Annotated in this window: 16 protein-coding genes; 3 read left to right on the forward strand and 13 right to left on the reverse strand. The window is 66.0% G+C overall.

The window, feature by feature from the left end:
- Positions 1–95 precede the first annotated feature (95 nt).
- Positions 96–2,021 (forward strand): elongation factor G, encoded by a 1,926-nt coding sequence (locus tag OEW28_RS08025; protein ID WP_263734177.1) that lies wholly within the window; start codon positions 96–98, stop codon positions 2,019–2,021.
- Between the two features lie 84 nt (positions 2,022–2,105).
- Here OEW28_RS08025 and gltA read toward each other — a convergent pair whose 3' ends face one another.
- The gene (gene gltA, locus OEW28_RS08030; protein ID WP_263734178.1) at positions 2,106–3,401 is read right to left on the reverse strand and encodes a citrate synthase; all 1,296 of its coding nucleotides are present in this window, start codon (positions 3,399–3,401) and stop codon (positions 2,106–2,108) included.
- Positions 3,402–3,477: 76 nt separating this feature from the next.
- Positions 3,478–4,875, reverse strand: coding sequence for a glutamate--tRNA ligase (gene gltX / locus OEW28_RS08035; RefSeq protein ID WP_263734179.1), 1,398 nt, complete (start codon positions 4,873–4,875; stop codon positions 3,478–3,480).
- An 83-nt stretch (positions 4,876–4,958) separates the two neighbouring features.
- Here gltX and OEW28_RS08040 point away from each other — a divergent pair, with 83 nt between their 5' ends.
- On the forward strand, positions 4,959–7,040 hold the full coding sequence (locus OEW28_RS08040) for a ComEC/Rec2 family competence protein (RefSeq protein WP_263734180.1): 2,082 nt from the start codon (positions 4,959–4,961) through the stop codon (positions 7,038–7,040).
- A gap of 31 nt (positions 7,041–7,071) precedes the next feature.
- Here the strand turns inward: OEW28_RS08040 and lexA are convergent, their stop codons facing one another.
- From lexA to OEW28_RS08075, 7 genes are all read right to left on the reverse strand, one after another.
- On the reverse strand, positions 7,072–7,758 hold the full coding sequence (lexA, locus tag OEW28_RS08045) for a transcriptional repressor LexA (protein WP_263734181.1): 687 nt from the start codon (positions 7,756–7,758) through the stop codon (positions 7,072–7,074).
- Between the two features lie 101 nt (positions 7,759–7,859).
- The gene (locus tag OEW28_RS08050; RefSeq protein WP_263734182.1) at positions 7,860–9,044 is read right to left on the reverse strand and encodes a molybdopterin molybdotransferase MoeA; all 1,185 of its coding nucleotides are present in this window, start codon (positions 9,042–9,044) and stop codon (positions 7,860–7,862) included.
- A complete protein-coding gene (moaC, locus tag OEW28_RS08055; RefSeq protein WP_263734183.1) occupies positions 9,041–9,517 on the reverse strand; it encodes a cyclic pyranopterin monophosphate synthase MoaC in 477 nt (158 codons plus the stop codon). Before moaC ends, OEW28_RS08050 begins: the two co-directional genes overlap by 4 nt.
- Position 9,518: 1 nt before the next feature.
- Positions 9,519–10,316: an indole-3-glycerol phosphate synthase TrpC gene (gene trpC / locus OEW28_RS08060; RefSeq protein ID WP_263734184.1), complete on the reverse strand. Its 798-nt coding sequence runs from the start codon at positions 10,314–10,316 to the stop codon at positions 9,519–9,521.
- Between the two features lie 103 nt (positions 10,317–10,419).
- Entirely contained in the window at positions 10,420–11,058 is a 639-nt protein-coding gene (locus tag OEW28_RS08065; RefSeq protein WP_263734185.1) for a uracil-DNA glycosylase, read from the reverse strand.
- Positions 11,055–12,068: an anthranilate phosphoribosyltransferase gene (trpD, locus tag OEW28_RS08070; protein ID WP_263734186.1), complete on the reverse strand. Its 1,014-nt coding sequence runs from the start codon at positions 12,066–12,068 to the stop codon at positions 11,055–11,057. Before trpD ends, OEW28_RS08065 begins: the two co-directional genes overlap by 4 nt.
- Positions 12,065–12,658: an anthranilate synthase component II gene (locus OEW28_RS08075; RefSeq protein WP_263734395.1), complete on the reverse strand. Its 594-nt coding sequence runs from the start codon at positions 12,656–12,658 to the stop codon at positions 12,065–12,067. The genes trpD and OEW28_RS08075 overlap by 4 nt, the downstream gene beginning before the upstream one ends.
- Before the next feature lie 161 nt (positions 12,659–12,819).
- Between OEW28_RS08075 and OEW28_RS08080 the strand changes: the two genes are divergently transcribed.
- Entirely contained in the window at positions 12,820–14,376 is a 1,557-nt protein-coding gene (locus tag OEW28_RS08080) for a divergent polysaccharide deacetylase family protein (protein WP_263734187.1), read from the forward strand.
- A gap of 40 nt (positions 14,377–14,416) precedes the next feature.
- Here the strand turns inward: OEW28_RS08080 and trpE are convergent, their stop codons facing one another.
- The 4 genes from trpE to OEW28_RS08100 all read right to left on the reverse strand — a co-directional run bounded on the left by trpE (position 14,417) and on the right by OEW28_RS08100 (position 19,603).
- Entirely contained in the window at positions 14,417–15,928 is a 1,512-nt protein-coding gene (trpE, locus tag OEW28_RS08085) for an anthranilate synthase component I (protein ID WP_263734188.1), read from the reverse strand.
- 10 nt (positions 15,929–15,938) lie between these two features.
- Positions 15,939–17,786 (reverse strand): peptidylprolyl isomerase, encoded by a 1,848-nt coding sequence (locus OEW28_RS08090; protein ID WP_263734189.1) that lies wholly within the window; start codon positions 17,784–17,786, stop codon positions 15,939–15,941.
- 73 nt (positions 17,787–17,859) lie between these two features.
- On the reverse strand, positions 17,860–19,038 hold the full coding sequence (locus OEW28_RS08095) for an aminotransferase (protein ID WP_263734190.1): 1,179 nt from the start codon (positions 19,036–19,038) through the stop codon (positions 17,860–17,862).
- Positions 19,039–19,105: 67 nt separating this feature from the next.
- Positions 19,106–19,603, reverse strand: a complete 498-nt coding sequence (locus tag OEW28_RS08100; protein WP_263734191.1) for a DUF2127 domain-containing protein — start codon at positions 19,601–19,603, stop codon at positions 19,106–19,108.
- Between the last annotated feature and the right edge of the window lie 17 nt (positions 19,604–19,620).

Here is a 19,620-nt window from a genome sequence, read left to right on the forward strand (position 1 = left end):
CGCCCGAAGGTTGAACCAGAGGGCGCATGGCCCCTTGGCACGGGGGGCCGGCGTTGCGCCGCACCCTCTTCAATGTGCCGAACGGGGAGGTTTTCATGCGCTGCATCACGGTTCTCGGCCCATCGCATTCGGGCAAGAGCGAGCTGGTCAAACAGCTCGCCACATTGGACGGCACGCCCGCGCGCGTCGAAACCGCGGGTCACTTGGCGCTGACCCGCTTCGGTTTCATGGGCGAAGACTGGTGCGCGATCGACATGGCGGGCGGCCCCGAATTCGCGCGCATGGCGGGGGCGCCGCTGCTGGCTTCCGACGTTGCGATCCTTTGCGTTGCCGCCGATCCGGATGAGGCGGTTCTAGCCGCCCCCTGGCTTCGGGCCATCGAAGAGGCGGGTGTGCCCTGCATGATATTCATCAACCGGATGGACGCACCCAAGGGGCGCGTGCGCGACATCGTATCGGCGCTTCAGGCCTACACCAATCACGCCATCGTTCTTCGCCAGATACCGATCCGCGAGGGCGGCCAGGTCGTGGGCGCCATCGACCTCATATCGGAACGGGCGTGGCGTTACCGCGAAGGCCAGCCCTCGACACTCGTCGCCATCCCCAAGGCAGAGGTCGACCGCGAACACGAAGCGCGGGCGGAACTCTTGGAGCACATGTCCGATTTCGACGATGCGCTGCTTGAGGAACTGATCGAGGATCACGAACCGGCGACCGGCGCCCTGTTCGCGATCGCCCGCCGCGAAACACAGGACAGCGTCCTGATCCCGACCTTCATGGGTGCCGCAAGTCACATGAACGGTGTCATGCGGCTGATGAAGGCGCTCCGGCACGAAGCGCCTCAGGTCGACGCGCTGAAGGCCCGGCTGGGACAGTCCGACGCGCTTGCTGTCGGCTTCCATGCGCAGAACCGCAAGCACCTGGGCAAATGCGTGTTCCTTCGAGCGCTGGCCGAGGGTGTGGCGGTCGGGGCGCAGCTTGGCGGCGACAACCTTGGCGGGATGACCGAAATGGGCGGCAAGAGCCAAGTCGACAGGCTGCCGCCGGGCGAGATCGCCTTGACCGTCAAGTCCGACCAGCTTGACGCCGGAAAGCTCTTTTCCAGTTCCGCCGTCCATGCCGCGCCGGATTGGGCGCGGGGATGCCCGCCAGCGCTGACGCGCATCGTCAAGCCCGCGAACGAACGTGACGAGGTGCGCCTGTCCACGGCCCTGTCACGTCTGGCCGAGGCCGACCCGACGCTGTCCGTCGGACAGGATGAAGGCACAGGCCACGTCGCTATCCGGCTTCAGGGCCCCATGCACCAGCGTCAGACCCTTGCTGCGCTGGCCGAGGATTTCGGGATCGAGGTCACGATCGACGCGCCCGCGCCACGCTATTGCGAAACGATCTCATCTCGGGTCGAGGAGCACTACCGTCACCGCAAGCAGTCTGGCGGCGCGGGGCAGTTCGCCGATGTCGCATTGACCGTCAGCCCGGTCGGGCGCGGCGAAGGCTTCCGCTTCGACGAGGTCGTAAAGGGCGGCGCGGTGCCGCGCAACTACATCCCTTCGGTCGAGGAGGGGGCACGCGAGGCGCTGACGAAGGGACCGATGGGTTTTCCGGTCATCGACATTTCAGTGACCCTGACCGACGGCAAGTCGCATTCGGTCGACAGTTCCGACTACGCGTTCCGCACGGCCGGGCGAATGGGCGTGCGCGAGGCGCTTCAGAAGGCGGGCCCGGTTCTTCTGCAGCCGATCGAGCGGGTCGATATCCATGTCCCGTCGATCTATTCGGGCGCCATGGTGTCGCTGGTTTCGTCCATGAAGGGGCAGGTGCTGGGCTTCGATGCCGACCCGGCGTTCCGCGGCTGGGATATCTTCCGCGCGCTTATCCCCGCCTCGGCGACCGAGGATCTGGTGATGGCGCTCGGGTCCTCGACGCAGGGGACGGCGTGGCACGAGACCGAATTCGATCACTATGAAGAGATCTATGGCAAGGAGGCCGACAAGATCAGCAAGGAACATGCCGTGGCCTGATGGTCGCGCGCCCCTTGCCGTTGGATCCGCGCAAATGAAAAGGGCCGCCCCGAAGGGCGGCCCGATTTCCATGCGAGGCAAGGATCAGCGCTCTTGCACCTTGCGGTAGTCCCGACGGGTGGGGCCGACGTAAAGCTGGCGCGGACGACCGATCTTCTGCTGCGGATCGCCGATCATTTCCTTCCACTGCGAGATCCAGCCGACAGTGCGCGACAGCGCAAAGATCGGCGTGAACATCGAGGTCGGGAAGCCCATCGCCTCAAGAATGATGCCGGAGTAGAAGTCGACGTTGGGATACAGCTTCTTCTCGACGAAGTAGTCATCCTCAAGCGCGATGCGCTCAAGCTCCTTGGCGACCTGCAGCAGCGGGTTGTCGTTCACGCCAAGAAGGTCCAGCACCTCGTCCGCCGATTCCTTCATGACCTTGGCCCGCGGGTCGAAGTTCTTGTAGACGCGGTGGCCGAAGCCCATCAGGCGGAACGGGTCCGATTTGTCCTTCGCGCGGCGGATCGCGTCGGGAATGTTCTCGACCGAGCCGATTTCGCGCAGCATTTCAAGGCAGGCCTGGTTGGCGCCGCCATGCGCGGGTCCCCACAGGCACGCGATCCCGGCCGCTATGCAGGCGAAGGGATTCGCTCCCGAAGACCCCGCCAGGCGCACGGTCGAGGTCGAGGCGTTCTGTTCGTGGTCCGCGTGCAGCATCATGATGCGGTCCATCGCACGCTCAAGTTCAGGGCGAACGACGTAGTCCTCGCACGGGACGGCGAAGCACATGTGCAGGAAGTTGCCCGCGTAGGAGAGCGAGTTCTTCGGGTACACGAAGGGTTGGCCGATCGAATACTTGTAGGCCCAGGCCGCTATGGTCGGAAGTTTCGCGATCATCCGGATCGCCGCGACCTCGCGCTGCCAGGGATCCGAGATTTCAAGGCTGTCGTGGTAGAACGAGGACAGCGCGCCCACGACGCCGACCATCGTCGCCATCGGATGGGCGTCGCGGCGGAAGCCGCGGAAGAAGTACTGGATCTGCTCGTGCAGCATCGTGTGCCGTGTCACGCGGTTCTCAAAATCCCGCATCTGCGCGGCATTCGGCAGCTCGCCGTAGAGAAGCAGGTAGCAGACCTCAAGATGGTGGGATTTTTCGGCCAACTGTTCGATCGGGTAACCGCGATACAGAAGCTCGCCAAGGTCACCGTCGATATAGGTGATCGAGCTGTCGCACGCCGCGGTCGATGTGAAGCCGGGATCATAGGTGAACACGCCGGCCTGCGCGTAGAGCTTCCGGATATCGATCACTTCGGGGCCGGCGGTGGGCGACATCACCGGCAGGTCAAAGGTGTTCCCGTCGATCGTGATTGTAGCGGTCTTCTTCGTCTCGGCCATGTCCGTCCCTCTCTTCATGGTTCACCGGTTCAGGACCGGCAAACGTGACCCTGTTGGCCGTGCCCCATTCCAAGGCTCAGGCCGTCGCGTCCATGAGGCGGGCAATGGTTTCTTCCTGCCCCAGGACAAGCATCATGTCGAAGACACTGGGTGTGACCGTCCGCCCGGCCAAAGCGGCGCGCAAGGGACCTGCGATCTTTCCAAGACCCAGCCCGTGAGCACCCGCAACGGCGGCGACGACAGCCTCCAGTTCATCTCTTGACCAGCTAGCATTTTGCAGTTGCGGCGTCAATTCGTGCAGTATACCACGGGATACCGTATCGAGTGCCGCCTGTGCCTTCTCCTCGATGACCAAGGGGCGAGACGCCAGCACAAAGTGAGCCTTGTCAATGAGTTCCGGGAACGTCTTTGACCTTTCGCGCAGGCAGTAGAGCGCGCGCGCCAAGCCATCTTTCTGCAACTGCGAAAGCGCGGGTTGCCCGGCGGCCTCAAGAAATGCCTCAATTTCAGGCAAAAGCTGATCGTCGGGTGTGACCGCGATGTGCTGGCCGCACAGGTTTTCAAGCTTCTTGAAGTCGAGCCGTGCAGGCGCCCGCCCGATTCCCGAAAGGTCGAACCATTCCCGGGCCTGTTCGTCGGTGAAGAATTCGGCGTCGCCGTGCGCCCAGCCCAGACGGGCCAGATAGTTGCGCATCCCGGCTGCGGGGTATCCCATGGCCTGGTATTCCTCGAGCCCGACCGCGCCGTGACGTTTCGACAGCTTCTTGCCGTCCGGCCCGTGGATCAGGGGGATGTGCGCCCAGACCGGCACGGTCCAGCCCATCGCATTGTAGACCTGCGTCTGGCGCGCGGCGTTGTTCAGGTGGTCATCCCCCCGGATCACATGCGTGATGCCCATGTCATGGTCGTCCACGACAACCGCCAGCATGTATGTGGGGGTACCGTCCGAACGTAAACAAACCATGTCGTCCAGCTGGTCATTGCGGAAGGTGACGGTGCCTTGCACCTGGTCCTCGATAATCGTCTGGCCGTCGCGGGGGGCCTTCAGCCGGATGGCGTAGGGAGCGTCGGGATGCGTGGCGGGGTCCGCATCGCGCCACGGGCTCTGGAAAAGGGTCGAGCGGCCCTCGGCCCGCGCGGCCTCGCGGAAGGCTTCGATCTCTTCCTGCGTGGAATAGCACTTGTAGGCATGGCCTCGCGCCAGCATCTCGTGCGCCACCTCGGCATGGCGGTCGCGGCGTTCGAACTGGCTGACCACGTCGCCGTCCCAGTCCAGCCCAAGCCAGGTCAGCCCGCGCAGGATGGCGTCGGTCGCCTCGGGCGTCGACCGTTCGCGGTCGGTATCCTCGATCCTCAGAAGGAACCGGCCGCCGCGGCCGCGCGCGTAAAGCCAGTTGAACAGCGCGGTGCGCGCGCCACCGATGTGCAGATAGCCCGTGGGCGATGGGGCGAAACGGGTCACGATCTGGGTCATGGGCGCGTTAACCTTTCGGAAACTAAAAGCGTTCAGGCTGACCCGCGTTCATTAGGCAAAGCCCGGCTGGGAAACAAGGTGCGATGGTGGCAGCGGCGCGGCGTCTCGGCAGCCTGCTCGACGATCTGGCGGCGTCACGTGGCGATCTCTTGCCTTGGGCTCCGGTCGTGTTCGCACTGGGAATCGGCGCCTTCTTCTCGGCATCCGAAGAGCCGGGGGTGGCGTCCGCGCTGCTCGCCGCGGTGGGAATCGCGGCCGGTCTGGTTCTCCGCGTCAGGGGGGCTGAGCGATGGCATGTGCCCGCCGTGGCCCTTGTGCTGGTACTGGCGGGCCTGCTGGCGTCGATGGCGCGCACCCAGATGGTGGCGGCGCCGGTTCTTGCCGATCGCTACTATGGGCCCGTGACCGGAAGGGTCGTCGGCATCGACCGGTCGTTTTCCGACCAGGTCCGGCTTACCCTGGACGATGTTACATTGAACGTCGTCGCAAGGTCGCGCACGCCTGAGCGGGTCCGGATCGCGCTGCACGGGGATGACGGATTCGCGGCCGAACCGGGCCAATTGGTGCGCCTGGTCGCCCACCTCTCGCCCCCTGACAGCCCGGTGGAGCCTGGGGGCTTCGATTTTCAGCGCATCGCCTGGTACGCAAGGTTAGGGGCCGTGGGCTACACGCGCGACCCGGTGACGATCCTGGCGTCGGCGCAGCGCGAGACGGACGTTTGGGCCTTTCGCGCCCGCATCGCATTGTCGCGCGCGATGCAGTCCCGGATGGAGGGGCAGGCAGGCGCCTTCGCAGCGGCCCTGATGACCGGCGACCGCTCCGGGGTTTCGCGCGCCACGACCGAGGCGCTGCGCGACTCGAATCTTTCTCACCTGATCTCGATCTCGGGGCTGCACATGGGGCTTTTGACAGGCTTTGTCTTTGCCCTGTGCCGATACGGGCTGGCGCTTGTCCCACCCGTCGCGCTTCGGCTTGACACCAAGAAGATCGCAGCGATCGCGGCGCTTTTGGCCGCGTGCTTCTACCTGTTCCTTGCCGGTCCCAGCGTCGCCACGCGGCGGGCCTTCATAATGGCGGCAGTGATGCTTTCGGCCGTTCTTCTTGACCGGAGGGCGCTGTCGCTGCGATCGGTCGCGATCGCCGCGATGATCGTGCTGGGGCTTGAGCCCGAAAGCCTTGTGGAGCCGGGATTCCAGATGTCATTCGGCGCCACGGTCGCGCTCATCGTCGCCTTCCAGCACTGGAAAGGCATCGCGCATCGCGTTCCGTCCCTGCTGCGTCCTGCGGTTGCGCTGTGCCTGTCCTCATTGGCGGCAGGCACCGCCACCGCCCCGATCGCGGCGGCGCATTTCAACCGGATCGCCGAGTACGGCTTTGTCGCCAACCTGGCCGCCGTTCCGCTGATGGGGCTCGCGGTGATGCCCGCGGGGGTCATTGCGGGCTTGCTCGCCCCCTTGGGGCTGGCCGGACCGGCGCTTTGGGTCATGGAAACGGGGTGCCGATTGATCCTGACGATAGCAGAGACAGTCGCTGGGCTGGATGGCGCGGTGATCCCTGTTCCGGCACCGGCGGCTTCGGTGATGCCGCTGGTTAGTCTCGGGGCCATTGCGATCGCTCTGTCGCGTGCCCGATGGCTGAACCTGCTGGGTGCGTCGGGGGTCGCCTTGGGTCTTCTGAGTTGGAGCCTTGCCGAACGTCCGCTTGTCCTGGTTGCAGCCGAGGGACGCCTTGTAGGTGTCATGACGGAACGGGGCAGGGCGCTGTCAAAGGAAACGGGCGCAAGCTTCGTCGCCTCCAGTTGGCTAGAGGCTGACGGTGACCAAGCGGAACAGGCCGAGGCCTACGCCCGCAAAGCCTTTGTCGGCATACGTGGCAAGGTCAGCGCAGGGCTTGGGCCCTTCACCCTGTGGCACGTGACCGGAAAGCTTGCAGCTCGCCGTGCCGAGGATCTGTGCCGGCCGGGCGCCATTGTCGTGATGGAAGGATACTGGCACGGGGGTAGGCCGCAGTGCCTGCTTTACGATGCGCAGTCGCTTGCGCGGACCGGCGCGCTGGCTCTGGGCTTGGACCAAAGCGGGCGCGTTCAGCAACTTGCGGCGCGCGATCTGTCTGGCAAGCGGCTTTGGAACGACAGGGCGCTTCGCGCCTGGCGGCTGGACAACTGAGGAAATGGCAGCAACGCGGCGGGTGTCGAACCTAGTAGCAGCGGATAAGTCCAACCAGTCGTCCCTGCACCTTCACCATCGCTTCCGGCAAGACGCGCGTTTCATAGGCCGGATTCGCCGCCTCAAGCAGGATCATTCCCCCTTGGCGGCGATACCGCTTGAGCGTTGCTTCGTGGCCTTCGACCAGCGCTACGACGATGTCGCCATTCTCGGCCGTGCCCTGTTCGCGGATCACCACGATGTCGCCGTCGTTGATGCCCACGTCGATCATGGAGTCTCCGCGAACTTCAAGCGCGTAGTGCGCGCCCTTGCCCGACAGCATCGAACCCGGCACGGCAACGTGATGCGACACCTCGGAAATCGCCTCGATGGGGACGCCGGCGGCGATGCGGCCCATGACCGGCAGTTCCAGCGCATGTGCCGCCTCGACCGGCATGGCGCCTGCGGGCGGGGAATGCCTGTCGCCTTCGATCACGCGGGGTTGAAATCCGCGCTTTTCCATCGTTTCGGGCAGCTTCACGATCTCAATTGCGCGGGCGCGATGGGCAAGACGGCGAATGAAGCCCCGTTCCTCCAGGGCGGTGATGAGCCGGTGGATGCCCGACTTGGACCGGAGGTCCAGCGCCTCCTTCATTTCGTCGAACGAGGGGGGGACGCCATCGCGCGCCATGCGGGTCTGGATGAAATCCAAAAGTTCCAACTGCTTGCGTGTCAACATCGCGACCGTTTCCCCGGTTGGTTCGGTGTATGTGTTCGCAAATGTTCTACGCGTGTTCCCGATTTGTGTCAACAAGTCGGGCGGATAGGGGACAACACCTTTCAGATCGGGATGTAGTCGACGGTCTCACCGCTTGCCCGCGCCGGATCGCCTACGGGACGGATCAGGAGCGCGTTTGCCTGCGCCAGGACCGACAAGAGTGCGCTGTCCTGGCGCGGCAGGGCGCGGATCTCGGGCATGCCGTCGCGCGGTGTGACCACCGCCCGCATGTAATGCGCCCGCGGCCCGTTCGGATCGACGCGCTCGGCCAGCGTGGCCCGCATCGGCACGGGCGCCGGATCGCGCAGGCCCAGCATGGCGCGAATTGCGGGCGCCATGAAGATATGTCCGCAAACAACTGAGGATACGGGATTTCCTGGCAATCCAATTATCGCGGTATTGCCCAGCCTGCCCGCCAACAGCGGCTTGCCGGGGCGCATGGCGATCTTCCAGAACGCCTGTTCCATTCCCAACTCGGCCAGCACCTTGCCAACCAGATCATGATCACCGACCGAGGCTCCACCGATGGTGACGATCATGTCGGCATCTTCGGCCAGCGACAGCGCGAAGCGAAGCGAGGCAACGGTGTCCTTGGCGATCGGCAGCACGCGCGCCTCGGCGCCTTCCGCCTCGGCCAAGGCGGCAAGGGCCAGTGCGTTCGACGCGACGATCTGATCGGGACCGGGTTCTTCGCCGGGCATGACCAGTTCGTCGCCAGTGGACAGGAAAGCCACCACGGGACGGCGGCGCACCGACACCTCGGGGACGTTCATCGCGGCCAGAAGCGCGATGTCCTTGTGTCCGATCCGGCGCGGCGCATCAATCCGGTCCCCTGCGGCAAAATCCTGGCCCGCCGCGCGTATGTGGCGGCCCTCCTCCAGGCGCGGGCCAAGGGTGATGCGATCGCCTTCGCGCGCCACATCCTCTTGCAGCACAACGCGCTCGCCGCCCTCGGGCACGGGCGCGCCGGTGAAGATGCGCACGGCCTGTCCCGCAGATATCGTGCCGTAATATCCACGGCCGGCCGCAGCCTCCCCGATGACCGTAAGGACCCGCCCGGCGTGGTGGTCGCCTTCGCGGATGGCATAGCCGTCCATGGCCGAGGCGGCGAAGGGGGGCTGGGTCAGGCGCGCCGAGACCGGTTCGGCCAGGACGCGGCCCGCGGCCTGGCGGAGTGGCACGCTTTCGATTCCGGTTGGGTTGACGAGCGACAGAACCCGCTCAAGCGCCTCCTGGACCTGGATCATTCCGCGGCCTCGTAGCGGCCGGACTTGCCGCCATCCTTAAGGACGACGCGCAACCCTTCGATCCGCATCGATTTTTCTGCCGCCTTCAGCATGTCGTAGACGGTCAGCGCCGCGACCGAGGCAGCGGTCAGCGCCTCCATCTCGACCCCTGTCTGACCCGTTGTCTTGACGGTCGCGGTGATCCGCACGCCCGGCAGGTTCGGGTCCGGGTGCAGGTCCACGGCGACCTTCGTGATCGGAAGCGGGTGGCAAAGCGGAATCAGGTCAGCGGTCTTCTTCGCGGCCATGATGCCGGCCAGCCGTGCAACCCCAAGCACATCGCCCTTCTTGGCCGTGCCTGAGGTCACCAGCGCCAGCGTCTCTGGCAGCATCTCGACCCGCGCTTCGGCGACCGCGACACGATCGGTCACGTCCTTGGCCGAAACATCGACCATGTGCGCGTTACCCTCGTTGTCGAAATGCGTCAGCGCCATGTCAGACACCCACCGGATCGGCCAGGATCGCCCGTGTCGCGGCCGTCACGTCGGCCTGGCGCATCAGACTTTCCCCGATCAGGAAGCTGCGCGCCCCGACCTGAGCCATTTCCGCAAGGTCGCCCGGCGTGAAAAGCCCGCTTTCGCAGACCAGCATGCGCCCTTCGTCCAACATGGGCGCGAGGCGCCGCGTCGTGTCCAGCGATACCTCAAAGGTCTTCAGGTTGCGGTTGTTGACCCCGATCATGGGAGACTTGAGTCTGAGCGCCCGCTCCATCTCGGCTTCGTCATGCACCTCGATCAGCGCATCTAGGCCCCAGTGAAGCGCGGCGTCTTCCAGTTCGGCCGCCAGCGCATCATCGACCGATGCCATGATGATCAGTATGCAGTCCGCGCCCCAGGCGCGCGCCTCGGCCACTTGGTAGGTGTCGTAGAGAAAATCCTTGCGAAGCGCGGGCAGTGCGCAGGCCGCCCGTGCCGCGGTCAGATATTCGGGCGCGCCCTGAAAGGATGGCGCATCGGTCAGGACCGACAGGCAGGTCGCGCCGCCGGCTTGGTATGCGCGCGCCAGCGTGGGGGGATCGAAATCAGCGCGGATCAGCCCCTTGGAAGGTGACGCTTTCTTGATCTCGGCGATCAGGCCATAGCCCGTCGCCTCTGCCCGCGTCAGCGCCGCATGAAAGCCGCGCACGGGTCCAGCCGCGCGCGCTGCCACTTCGACCTCTGCAAGGGGCCGGGCGGCCTTCGCCGCCGCGATTTCCTCAAGCTTGTAGGCCTTGATCTTGTCGAGAATGTCCATGCCTTGTCTTATCCGTCCGCTTGCGGGGCGAAAAGCCCCTCTGCCACCTGATTGCACAAATACCCCGCCCGGACGCGGGCCGTGAAGTCGCGGCGGCGGCGCATCAGCCGGTCCAGTTGATCGGCGGCCGGCCTCGGGCCGTCAGCCACCCGTTGACCCGGCTGAAGGGACGAGAGCCGAAAAATCCGCGCCGGGCAGAAAGGGGAGAGGGATGGGCGGTTTCGACGATCAGATGATCGCCATCCCGAATGTGGCCGCGCAACGCCTGCGCGTGACCGCCCCACAGCAGGAAGGCGCACGGGCGCTGCGACACCTCGGCCAGAACCTCTTGCGCCAGCCGCTGCCAGCCCAGCCCTGAATGGCCGCCCGCCGAACCCGCGGGCACCGTCAGGCAGGTGTTCAGCAGCAAGACACCCTGCCGCGCCCATGGCCTGAGATCGCCGTTGCCGGGACAGGCGCCGATGTCCGCGGACATCTCTGCAAAGATGTTCCTGAGCGATCGGGGCAGCGGACTGACATCCGGCTCCACGGAAAAGGCCAGGCCATGGGCGTGGCCGGGCGTGGGGTAGGGATCCTGTCCCAGGATCACTGCACGGACGGCTGACGGCGGCGTCAGTGTCAGCGCCGCAAAGCGTTGCGCCTCGGGCGGCAGGACCGCGCGCGTTTCATTCGACAAGGCCGCCGCGATCCGCGGCCAATCGCGGCTGAAGAAGGGCAGGTGTGCCCAGGCTTCCGGGATCATGCGTCCGATGTGAGGCGTGCCAGCGCGTCGATCTTGGCCTTGGCCGCGCCGGAATCCAGGCTTTCGGCGGCCCTGGCGACGCCCGCCTTCAGGTCGTCTACCGAACCCGCAACCACAAGCGCCGCAGCGGCGTTCAGGAGGACCGCATCGCGGTAAGCGCCCTTCGCTCCGTCGAGAAGCGCGCGGAAGGCGGTCGCGTTGTCTTCCGGCGTGCCACCCATTATGGCCTCGAACGGGTGGACCGGCAGGCCGGCGTCCTCGGGGTGCAGTTCGAATTCGCGGACCGCTCCGTCCTCAAGCGCGGCGACCCAGCTTACGCCCGCGATCGACAGCTCATCCGTCCCGTCGCCGCCATGCACGAGCCAGGCCCGGTCAGAGCCAAGCGCGGCAAGCGTTTCGGCCATCGGCCGGATCCACTGGCGCGAAAAGGCCCCCGTCAACTGACGCTTCACCCCGGCGGGGTTGGTCAGGGGACCCAGCAGGTTGAAGACCGTGCGTGTGCCCAGCTCTGCGCGCGTCGGCATGACATGGCGGATCGCCGGGTGGTGCATCGGCGCCATCATGAAGGCGATGCCAACCTCTTTCAGCGCCTTCTCGACGACCTCGGTCCCCACCATGACGTTAACGCCCATCTGCGTCAGCGCGTCGGCCGCCCCGGATTTCGAGGACAGGTTGCGGTTGCCATGCTTGGCGACAGGCACGCCTGCGCCTGCGACGACAAAGGCCGTGGCGGTCGAGATGTTCAGGGTTCCCTTGCCGTCGCCCCCGGTGCCCACAATGTCCATCGCGCCTTCGGGCGCGCGCACCTTGTTGCACTTGGCGCGCATGACGCGCGCCGCGGCCGCAATCTCTTCGACCGTTTCGCCGCGAGTGCGCAGGGCCATCAGCAGGCCGCCCATCTGGCTGGGGGTCGCGGCCCCTTCGAACAGCGCCTCGAATGCCGCCTCGGCCTCATCACGGGTCAGAGGACGTTCGGCGGCAAGGCCGATCAGCGGACGGATATCGCTCATGCCGGAACCTTCAGGTCCACGCCCGCGCCTTCCAGGAAGGTCCGAAGCATCTGGTGCCCGTGTTCCGATGCGATGGATTCGGGATGGAATTGAACGCCTTCGATCGGCAGCTCTCGGTGGCGCAGGCCCATGATCGTCCCGTCTTCAAGCCACGCGGTGATCTCAAGGCAGTCGGGAAGGCTGTCACGCTCGACCACCAGCGAATGATAGCGGGTGGCCTGGAATGGCGAGGGCAGCCCCGCGAAAACGCCCTTACCTTCATGGTGCATCGCGCCCATCTTGCCGTGCACGATCTCGTGGCAGCGCACGACCTTTCCCCCGAAGGCCTGACCAATGGTCTGATGCCCCAGGCAGACACCCAGAAGCGGCGTTCCGGTCTCGGCGGCGGCGTGCGTCAGCGGAAGGCAGATCCCGGCTTGATCCGGATCGCACGGGCCGGGCGACAGGACGATCGCCTGCGGCCGCATCGCCATGGCTTCCTGCACATTCAGTGCATCGTTGCGCTGAACGACGACATCGGCGCCCAGTTCACCGAAATAATGCACGAGGTTGTAGGTAAAACTGTCGTAATTGTCGATCAGCAGCAACATGGCGCGGGTCCCGGTCGGTCTAACGGCATTCTGGGGATGAACCCCGTGGCAGGTCGGGCTATACATGGTCAGAGCCGCGCGCCGGGGTCAAGGGCGGAAGCGGTCTGGGCATCCATGAGCCGGAGGCTAAATTGGGCAAAAGTGTATTGGCGGGACTGTTGATGGGAACCATTTTGGGGGGGGCAACCGCGGCGATCCTGTCGCTGCAGGCGGCACCTCCGGGCGCGCAGCTTGCGGCCGTGCGCGCCGCGGGCGAAGCGGCCAGGGCGCCAGGCAATTCAGCGCCCGCCGCGATGCCGGAGCCCGAGGCCCAGACCGAGGTGCAGCCGGAGGTCGAACCCGCGCCCTCGGAAAGCGCAAGCCAGGAGGGGCAGCCTGCACCGGAGACGCCCATCGTCGAGGTGCCAGCCGGATCGGAATTCGCGAAGGCCAAGCCTGACGAGGCGGCGACCGTTGCCGCGGCCGAAGATACCGCCGCCGACCAGCAGGTGCCCATGGTCTCGGAACCTGCCGCGGAGGGCGCGCCGGAACTGGCCGAAGTCAGCACCGCCGACCAGCCCGAAAGCCAGACGGAAGCGCCCGCCGCTCCAGAGGCGCCGCAGGTGACCGAGCAGACGACCGCGTCAGCGGCGCCCGAGGAAGACGCCAGCGCCCCGGTCGATGCCGAGGCGACCGAGCCGGTTTCCCAGCCCGTCGCGGAAAGCGCGGGCAATGCCTTGCCGCAGATCCCCGAAGCCAGCGGAGCCTCGGACGAGCCGGCAAGTGAAGGCGCCGCGGAGTCGGCGCAGGCATCGCAAGAGCTGACGGAAGAGCCGAAGGAAGAGCCGGCCGTGGCCGCCGAGGCCGAGGCCGAGGCCGAACCGACGGTGCCGCAGGCAGGATTGGCGGAGCAGTTGTCATCGACTGGCACGACCGACGGCGCGATGCCGGGCCAGAAGGTCACCCAACTGCCCACGATCGGCACGCAGGCCGACGGCAACGCGGAGGAACCTCTGCCGGCCGCGACCGAGGAGGACAGCGAAGAGCTTCCCCCGCTGCTGCGCAATGCCGCGCCCTTCGATCTTGCAGGGGTGGGCCCGACGGTGTCGATCGTCCTTCTGGATCCGGGCGAAGGGTTCGACGGCGTGGACGAGCAGACGATCCGGGGGCTTGGCTTCCCTGTGACCATCGCGGTCGACCCCAACAGTTCCGAGGCGCGTGCGCGTGCTGCCGACTACCGCGCCGCCGGTTTCGAGATTGCCATCGTTGCCCGCAACGGGTTGCAGCGCGGCATGACCGGCAAGGACATCCAGGTGGCGGTCGAGGCGCTTTCGGCCTCGCTGCCCGAAAGCATCGCCATGATCCCCGCCCCGGACGCGCTGTTCCAGATCGACCGCGAAGTCGTCAAGCACCTGGCCATAGCGCTCAAGGATGACGGGCGAGGTCTGATCACCTACGCGCGCGGGCTGAACGTGGCGGGCCAGGCCGCCGAGCAGGCCGGCGTGCCCCACGCAAGCGTCGACCGCGTGGTCGACGAGTACAAGGAAGACGCCGACGCTGTTCGCCGGCTTCTGGAGCGCGCCGCCTTCGACGCCGGGCAGAAGGGCCGCTCGGTCATCGTCGCGCATGCCTATCCAGAGACCTTGAAGGCGCTGGAAGCCTGGGTTGCGACAGGCCCGAAAGGTGTCACGCTTGCCCCTGTATCAGCGGGGATGATCGCGGATCTTGGCGAACGGTGACGCCGCCGTGCCGGAACGGGCGGGATGCTTTCCCGCCCGTCTAGGCGTTGCCCCGGCGGATGAACAGGCCCGCGTCTTCGGCCGCCTTCTTTAGCGCCTTGGACTTGTTGACGGTTTCCTGGAATTCCGCCTCGGGGTCGCTGTCATAGACGACGCCGCCGCCTGCCTGGATATAAAGCTTTTCGTCCTTCACCACCGCCGTGCGCAGCGCGATGCACATGTCCATCTCGCCATTCGCGGCGAAGTATCCGACGCCGCCGCCGTAGACGCCGCGTTTTTCCGGCTCAAGCTCGTCGATGATCTCCATGGCGCGAACCTTGGGCGCGCCCGAAACCGTGCCTGCGGGAAGTCCCGCCAGCAGGGCCGAGAGGGCGTCCTCATCCTCGCGAATTTCACCCACGACGTTTGACACGATGTGCATGACGTGGCTGTAGCGCTCGATGATGAACTTCTCGGTGGGATGGACCGTGCCGACCTTTGACACGCGGCCCACATCGTTGCGGCCAAGGTCCAGTAGCATGAGATGCTCGGCCAGTTCCTTCTTGTCGGCCAGCAGGTCGGCTTCCAGCGCCTTGTCTTCCTCGACCGTTCCGCCGCGGGGACGGGTGCCGGCGATGGGGCGGATCGTCACCTCGCCATCGCGCAGGCGCACGAGGATTTCGGGGCTGGCGCCGACGATCTGGAAGCTTCCGAAATTGAAGAAGGTCAGGAACGGCGAGGGGTTGGTGCGGCGAAGAGAGCGGTAGAGCGCGAAGGGCGGCAACTTGAAATCCGCCGTCCAGCGCTGCGAGGGCACGACCTGAAAGATGTCCCCTGCGCGGATGTATTCCTTGGCCTTCTCGACCGCGGCGCGATAGCCTTCGGGGGTGAAGTTCGATTTCATCTCGCCCAGATGCGCGGTGTCGCCCAGGCTGCGGGTTTCGCTTGCCGGCGCGCGCTCCAGGTCGCGGACCGCGTCCATCACCCGCTCGGCCGCTTGGGCGTAGGCCGCGCGCGCGGTCAGGCCCGAGGCGATCCATGCGGGCGAGCAGACCGTCACCTCGCCCTTGACCCCGTCAAGGACCGCGATGATCGTCGGGCGCATCAGGGTCGCGTCGGCAACGCCGATCGGGTCGGGCTTAATGTTCGGCAGATGCTCGACCAGGCGGATCATGTCGTAGCCGAGATAGCCGAAAAGCCCCGCCGCGATCGCCGGAATGCCCTCGGGCATGTCGATGCGGCTTTCGGCGATCAGGGCGCGCAGCGTGTCCAGCGGATGCCCGTCAAGCGGTTCGAACGCCTCGGCGTCGAAGCGTGCCTGCCGGTTGATGCGGCTTCGCGTGCCGCTGCAATCCCAGATCACATCCGGTTTCAGCCCGACGACCGAATAGCGGCCGCGGACCTCGCCGCCCGTCACGCTTTCCAGCATGAAGCTCATCCGACCGGCGTCGGCAAGCTTCAGCATCAGCGACACGGGCGTGTCGAGGTCGGCGGCAAGCCGGGTGAAGACCAACTGGTTCTTGCCCGCGTTCCAGCCGGCCTCGAATTCCGCGAAAGAGGGGATAAGAGCCACGTGTCCGGTCCTACTGCATCTGCGCGTGCACGGCGTTGATCGCGGACTGATCGACGGTGACGCCTTTTTCGTTTTCAAGCGCCGTCGTGAACAGCTCTAGCATATCGCCCGCGACCGACTGTTCGATGCGCGGCTCAAGGGCATTCGCGTAGCTGGCGGCCTCTGCCGCATCCGCGGCATGGATCGCGTCCACCTGCACGACGAAGACACGTGCGGCGGCGTCAACGACACTTGCCTTGCCCTCTTCCAGTTCGAAGGCGCGCTCGGCGACGATGCCCGGCGTGTCGGCCAGATGGCCCGATCGCGCGAAGCCATCGTAGTGCGTGGTCACCAGCCCAAGCGCGGCAAGGGTGCTGCCGTTGTCAAGCGCGGCCTGCACCTCGGTCGCTTTCGCCAGCAGACGGCTGTGCGTCTCCGCGCGTATCCAGTCCGCGATCAGTGCCTCGCGCACGTCGTCCATCGGGCGCACGGTCGGCGGGTCGATCCCGTCAAGGCGCAGCGCGAACACCCCGCCGTCCTCCAGCTCTACAAGTTGCGGAAAGTCCTCCGCCGTGGCCTGTTCGGCGGCGTCACGGAAGTCGGCGTAGGCGGCGATGCCCTCGCTTGTTTCGGTGTTGAACTCGATCTGGCCCAGCTGCATCTTTTCCTGCTCGGCGACCTGTTCCAGCGTCGAGCCGCCCGCCAGCACGTCCGCCATGGATTCGCTGCGGTCAAGGATCAGGCGTCGGGCGCGGTCGATGGTCAGCTCTGGCAGAAGCATGTCGCGCGCTTCCTCGAACGAGGTTTCCTGCGCGGCGAGGATCCCGTTCATCGCGAACAGCGCGGGTCCAAGGTTCGAGGGCAGGGGCCCGACCACGCCCGGCTCCTCCATGGCAAAGACCGCGTCGCCCGCCGCGCCCAGTTCCTGCCTGGACATTTCGCCCAGATCGATGTCGGCCAGCGTCAGCCCGCGTTCCGCGGTCAGCTGTTCGAAACTGACCTCGCCGGATTCGAGTCGCGCCTTTGCTGCCTTGGCCTCATCCTCGCTCGCGAAAACAAGGCGCTCGACCAGCCGCTTTTCAGGGACGACGAATTCGTCGATGCGCTCTTCGTAGGCGTTGCGCAGCGTGGCCTCGTCGATCTCGATGTCGGATTGGACCATCTCGGGCGACAGCCAGACATAGGTGATCTGGCGCGTTTCGGGTTTCGTGTAATCCTCGGGGTGGGTGTCGTAATAGGCCTTCAGCGCGTCTTCCGAAGGCGCCTCGACCGGCGCGTCAAGGTCCGAGGCGATCAGTTCCGCCAAGGTGAAGTCACGGGTTTCGTTCGTCCAGTTCGCGACCGAGGTCAGAAAGGTTTCGGGCGCCGCGGCCGCGCCGATGATCGCGCGCTGCAACAGGCCACGGGCCGCGTCCGCCCGAAGGCGCATTTCGAACTCCGCTTCCGTAAGCCCCTCCTGGCGCAGAGTCAGCTTGTAGGCTTCGCGGTCGAAGCTGCCGTCAAGGCCGCGGAACGCCTGGATCCCCGTCACCTGGCGGCGCACCTCGGCGTCGCCCACGGACAGACCCCGGTCATCCGCTTCGCCGTCAAGCGCGGTGGCCGCGAAAAGTTGCGCCTGAACACGTGCCGTGACCCCGAACTGCTGCGCCTGGGCGAAGCTGATCGGCGTGCCAAGCTGTGCCGACATGGCCCTGACTTCCTGGTTCAGCGCGCGTGCATAGTCGCGAAGGTCGACGTCGCGCCCGCCCACCGATCCGATCGACCCGATCCCCGCGCCGAAGTTCGTGACGCCGTAGCCGCCAAGCCCCGCCACCATCAGGCCCATCAGGATCCAGATGACGGTATTCTTGCCCTTGTTGTTGCGCAGCTTGGTGGACATGTCGCGGGGCTCCGGTCAGAGGGTTTTGACGGTGTTTAGGGCAGAGGCCCGCAGGGGGCAAGGGACCGCTGGATCACGCCCGCCAGGAAGCAAGGCGTTGGGCAAGCTCTGCGATGCCCTGACGGTCGACATTGGCGAAGGCGATGCGCATCTGGCGCGCGGCGCGCGGGTCGTCCGAGGGCATGAACATCGTTCCGGGCAGCATCAGCACGCCCGCTTCGCGAACCAGCCTTTTGGCAAGATCGGGGGATGCGACGCCGGTGGTCTGTTCGACATAGGCAAAATAGGCGCCGCAGCCCAGGATGCGCCAACCGGGAAGGTCGGCGAAGGCCGCGCTCATCGCTGCGCGCCGGGCCAGGATTTCGTCCCGTTCGCCCGCAACCCACTGGGAAAGATTCCGCATCCCCCACAGCGCGCCGATCTGCCCAAGCTGGCTGGGGCAGATGGCGACGCAGTCCTGGAACTTTTCGACCTGCGCCAGTCGTGCGCGATCCGCGACGATCGCGCCGACCCTGTGCCCGGTCAGGCGATAAGCCTTCGAGAAGGAATAAAGCTGGATCAGGGTTCCGCGCCAATCGTCGTCGGTGAACAGGTCGTGGGGCGCGCCGCTGCGGGCATCGAAGTCGCGGTAGGTTTCGTCGACGATCAGCGCGATACCCTTCGCACGGGCCAGATCGAAGAAGGCGCGCAAGGTCTCGGCCGGGTACTCGACGCCGCCGGGGTTGTTGGGCGACACCAGGACGATCGCCCGCGTGCGGGGCGTGATCAGTTGGCTTGCCGCGCCGGCATCGGGGATCAGTCGTTCGCCGGTCGGCAGGGGAACGGCCTTCATGCCCTGCTGGTCCAGCCACATCTTGTGGTTGAAATACCAAGGGGTTGGAAGGATCACTTCATCCCCGGCGCCCGCAAGCGTCGCAAGCGCGGCGCAGAAGGCCTGGTTGCAGCCCTGGGTGATCGCGACTTCGTCCGCGGCGATGGCGCCGCCATAGGCCGCGGACCATTGCGTGGCGACCTCGGCCCGCAGATCAGGCAAGCCCAGCACCGGCCCGTACAGATGGGCCGCAGGATTGTTGAGCGCGGCCTCGGCCAAAGCCTGGCGCAGGCCATCCGGCGGCGGATCGACCGGGGCAGCCTGGCTTACGTTCAGGAGCGGCCGGTCTGCCGGGAAGCTGACGCCGTCAAGCCAGCGGCGCGCTTCCATGACCGGCGGGGCAAACGTTGCGGCCATCGCGGGGTTCAGGGGAAGTGACACGGCCAGCTCCTGTTCGTTTGGCCTGTTTTGGCGGAAGCCGAGCGGTCAGGCAATGGCCGCCGAAGCCTCAGCCCTGATGATCCGGTCTCCGAAGCGCCCGCCATTCGCGCCAGACCAGCGCGATCATGATCGCGTCGAAGGCCGAAAGCGCCAGCAATGGCAAGGATCCCGACGCCGACCACTGGTGCACCTGGTAGACGATGAAGCCCATCAGCACCGCCATCGATGCGGGATAGGCCCACACGACCCGCACGGCAAGCAGAAGCACCATCGCAAGCTTCAGCGCGCCGTGACTGAGCAGGTAGATCGCGTAGAAATGCTGCGCCTGGAACGAAAAACCCTGTGCGAGGCTTTGCGCCCACAGGGCCATCGGGTCCGTCGGATCCTGCGCCAGCTCGTTCCGCGTCATCCAGTCGACGAAATTCTGGATGACCGCGTTCGAGGTCAGAAGCAGGCCAAGTCCTGCAGCCCCCTCGGCGGCCGCGAGAAGGCCCTTGATGACAAGCGAGGCTTCGAAAAGCTCGTGGAGCCACCGGGCGATACGGGCTGCATTGCGGCGCACCATCGTCGGCGCCCCCCTGA

The organism is Albidovulum marisflavi, from assembly GCF_025751435.1.
Classification (GTDB): domain Bacteria; phylum Pseudomonadota; class Alphaproteobacteria; order Rhodobacterales; family Rhodobacteraceae; genus Albidovulum; species Albidovulum marisflavi.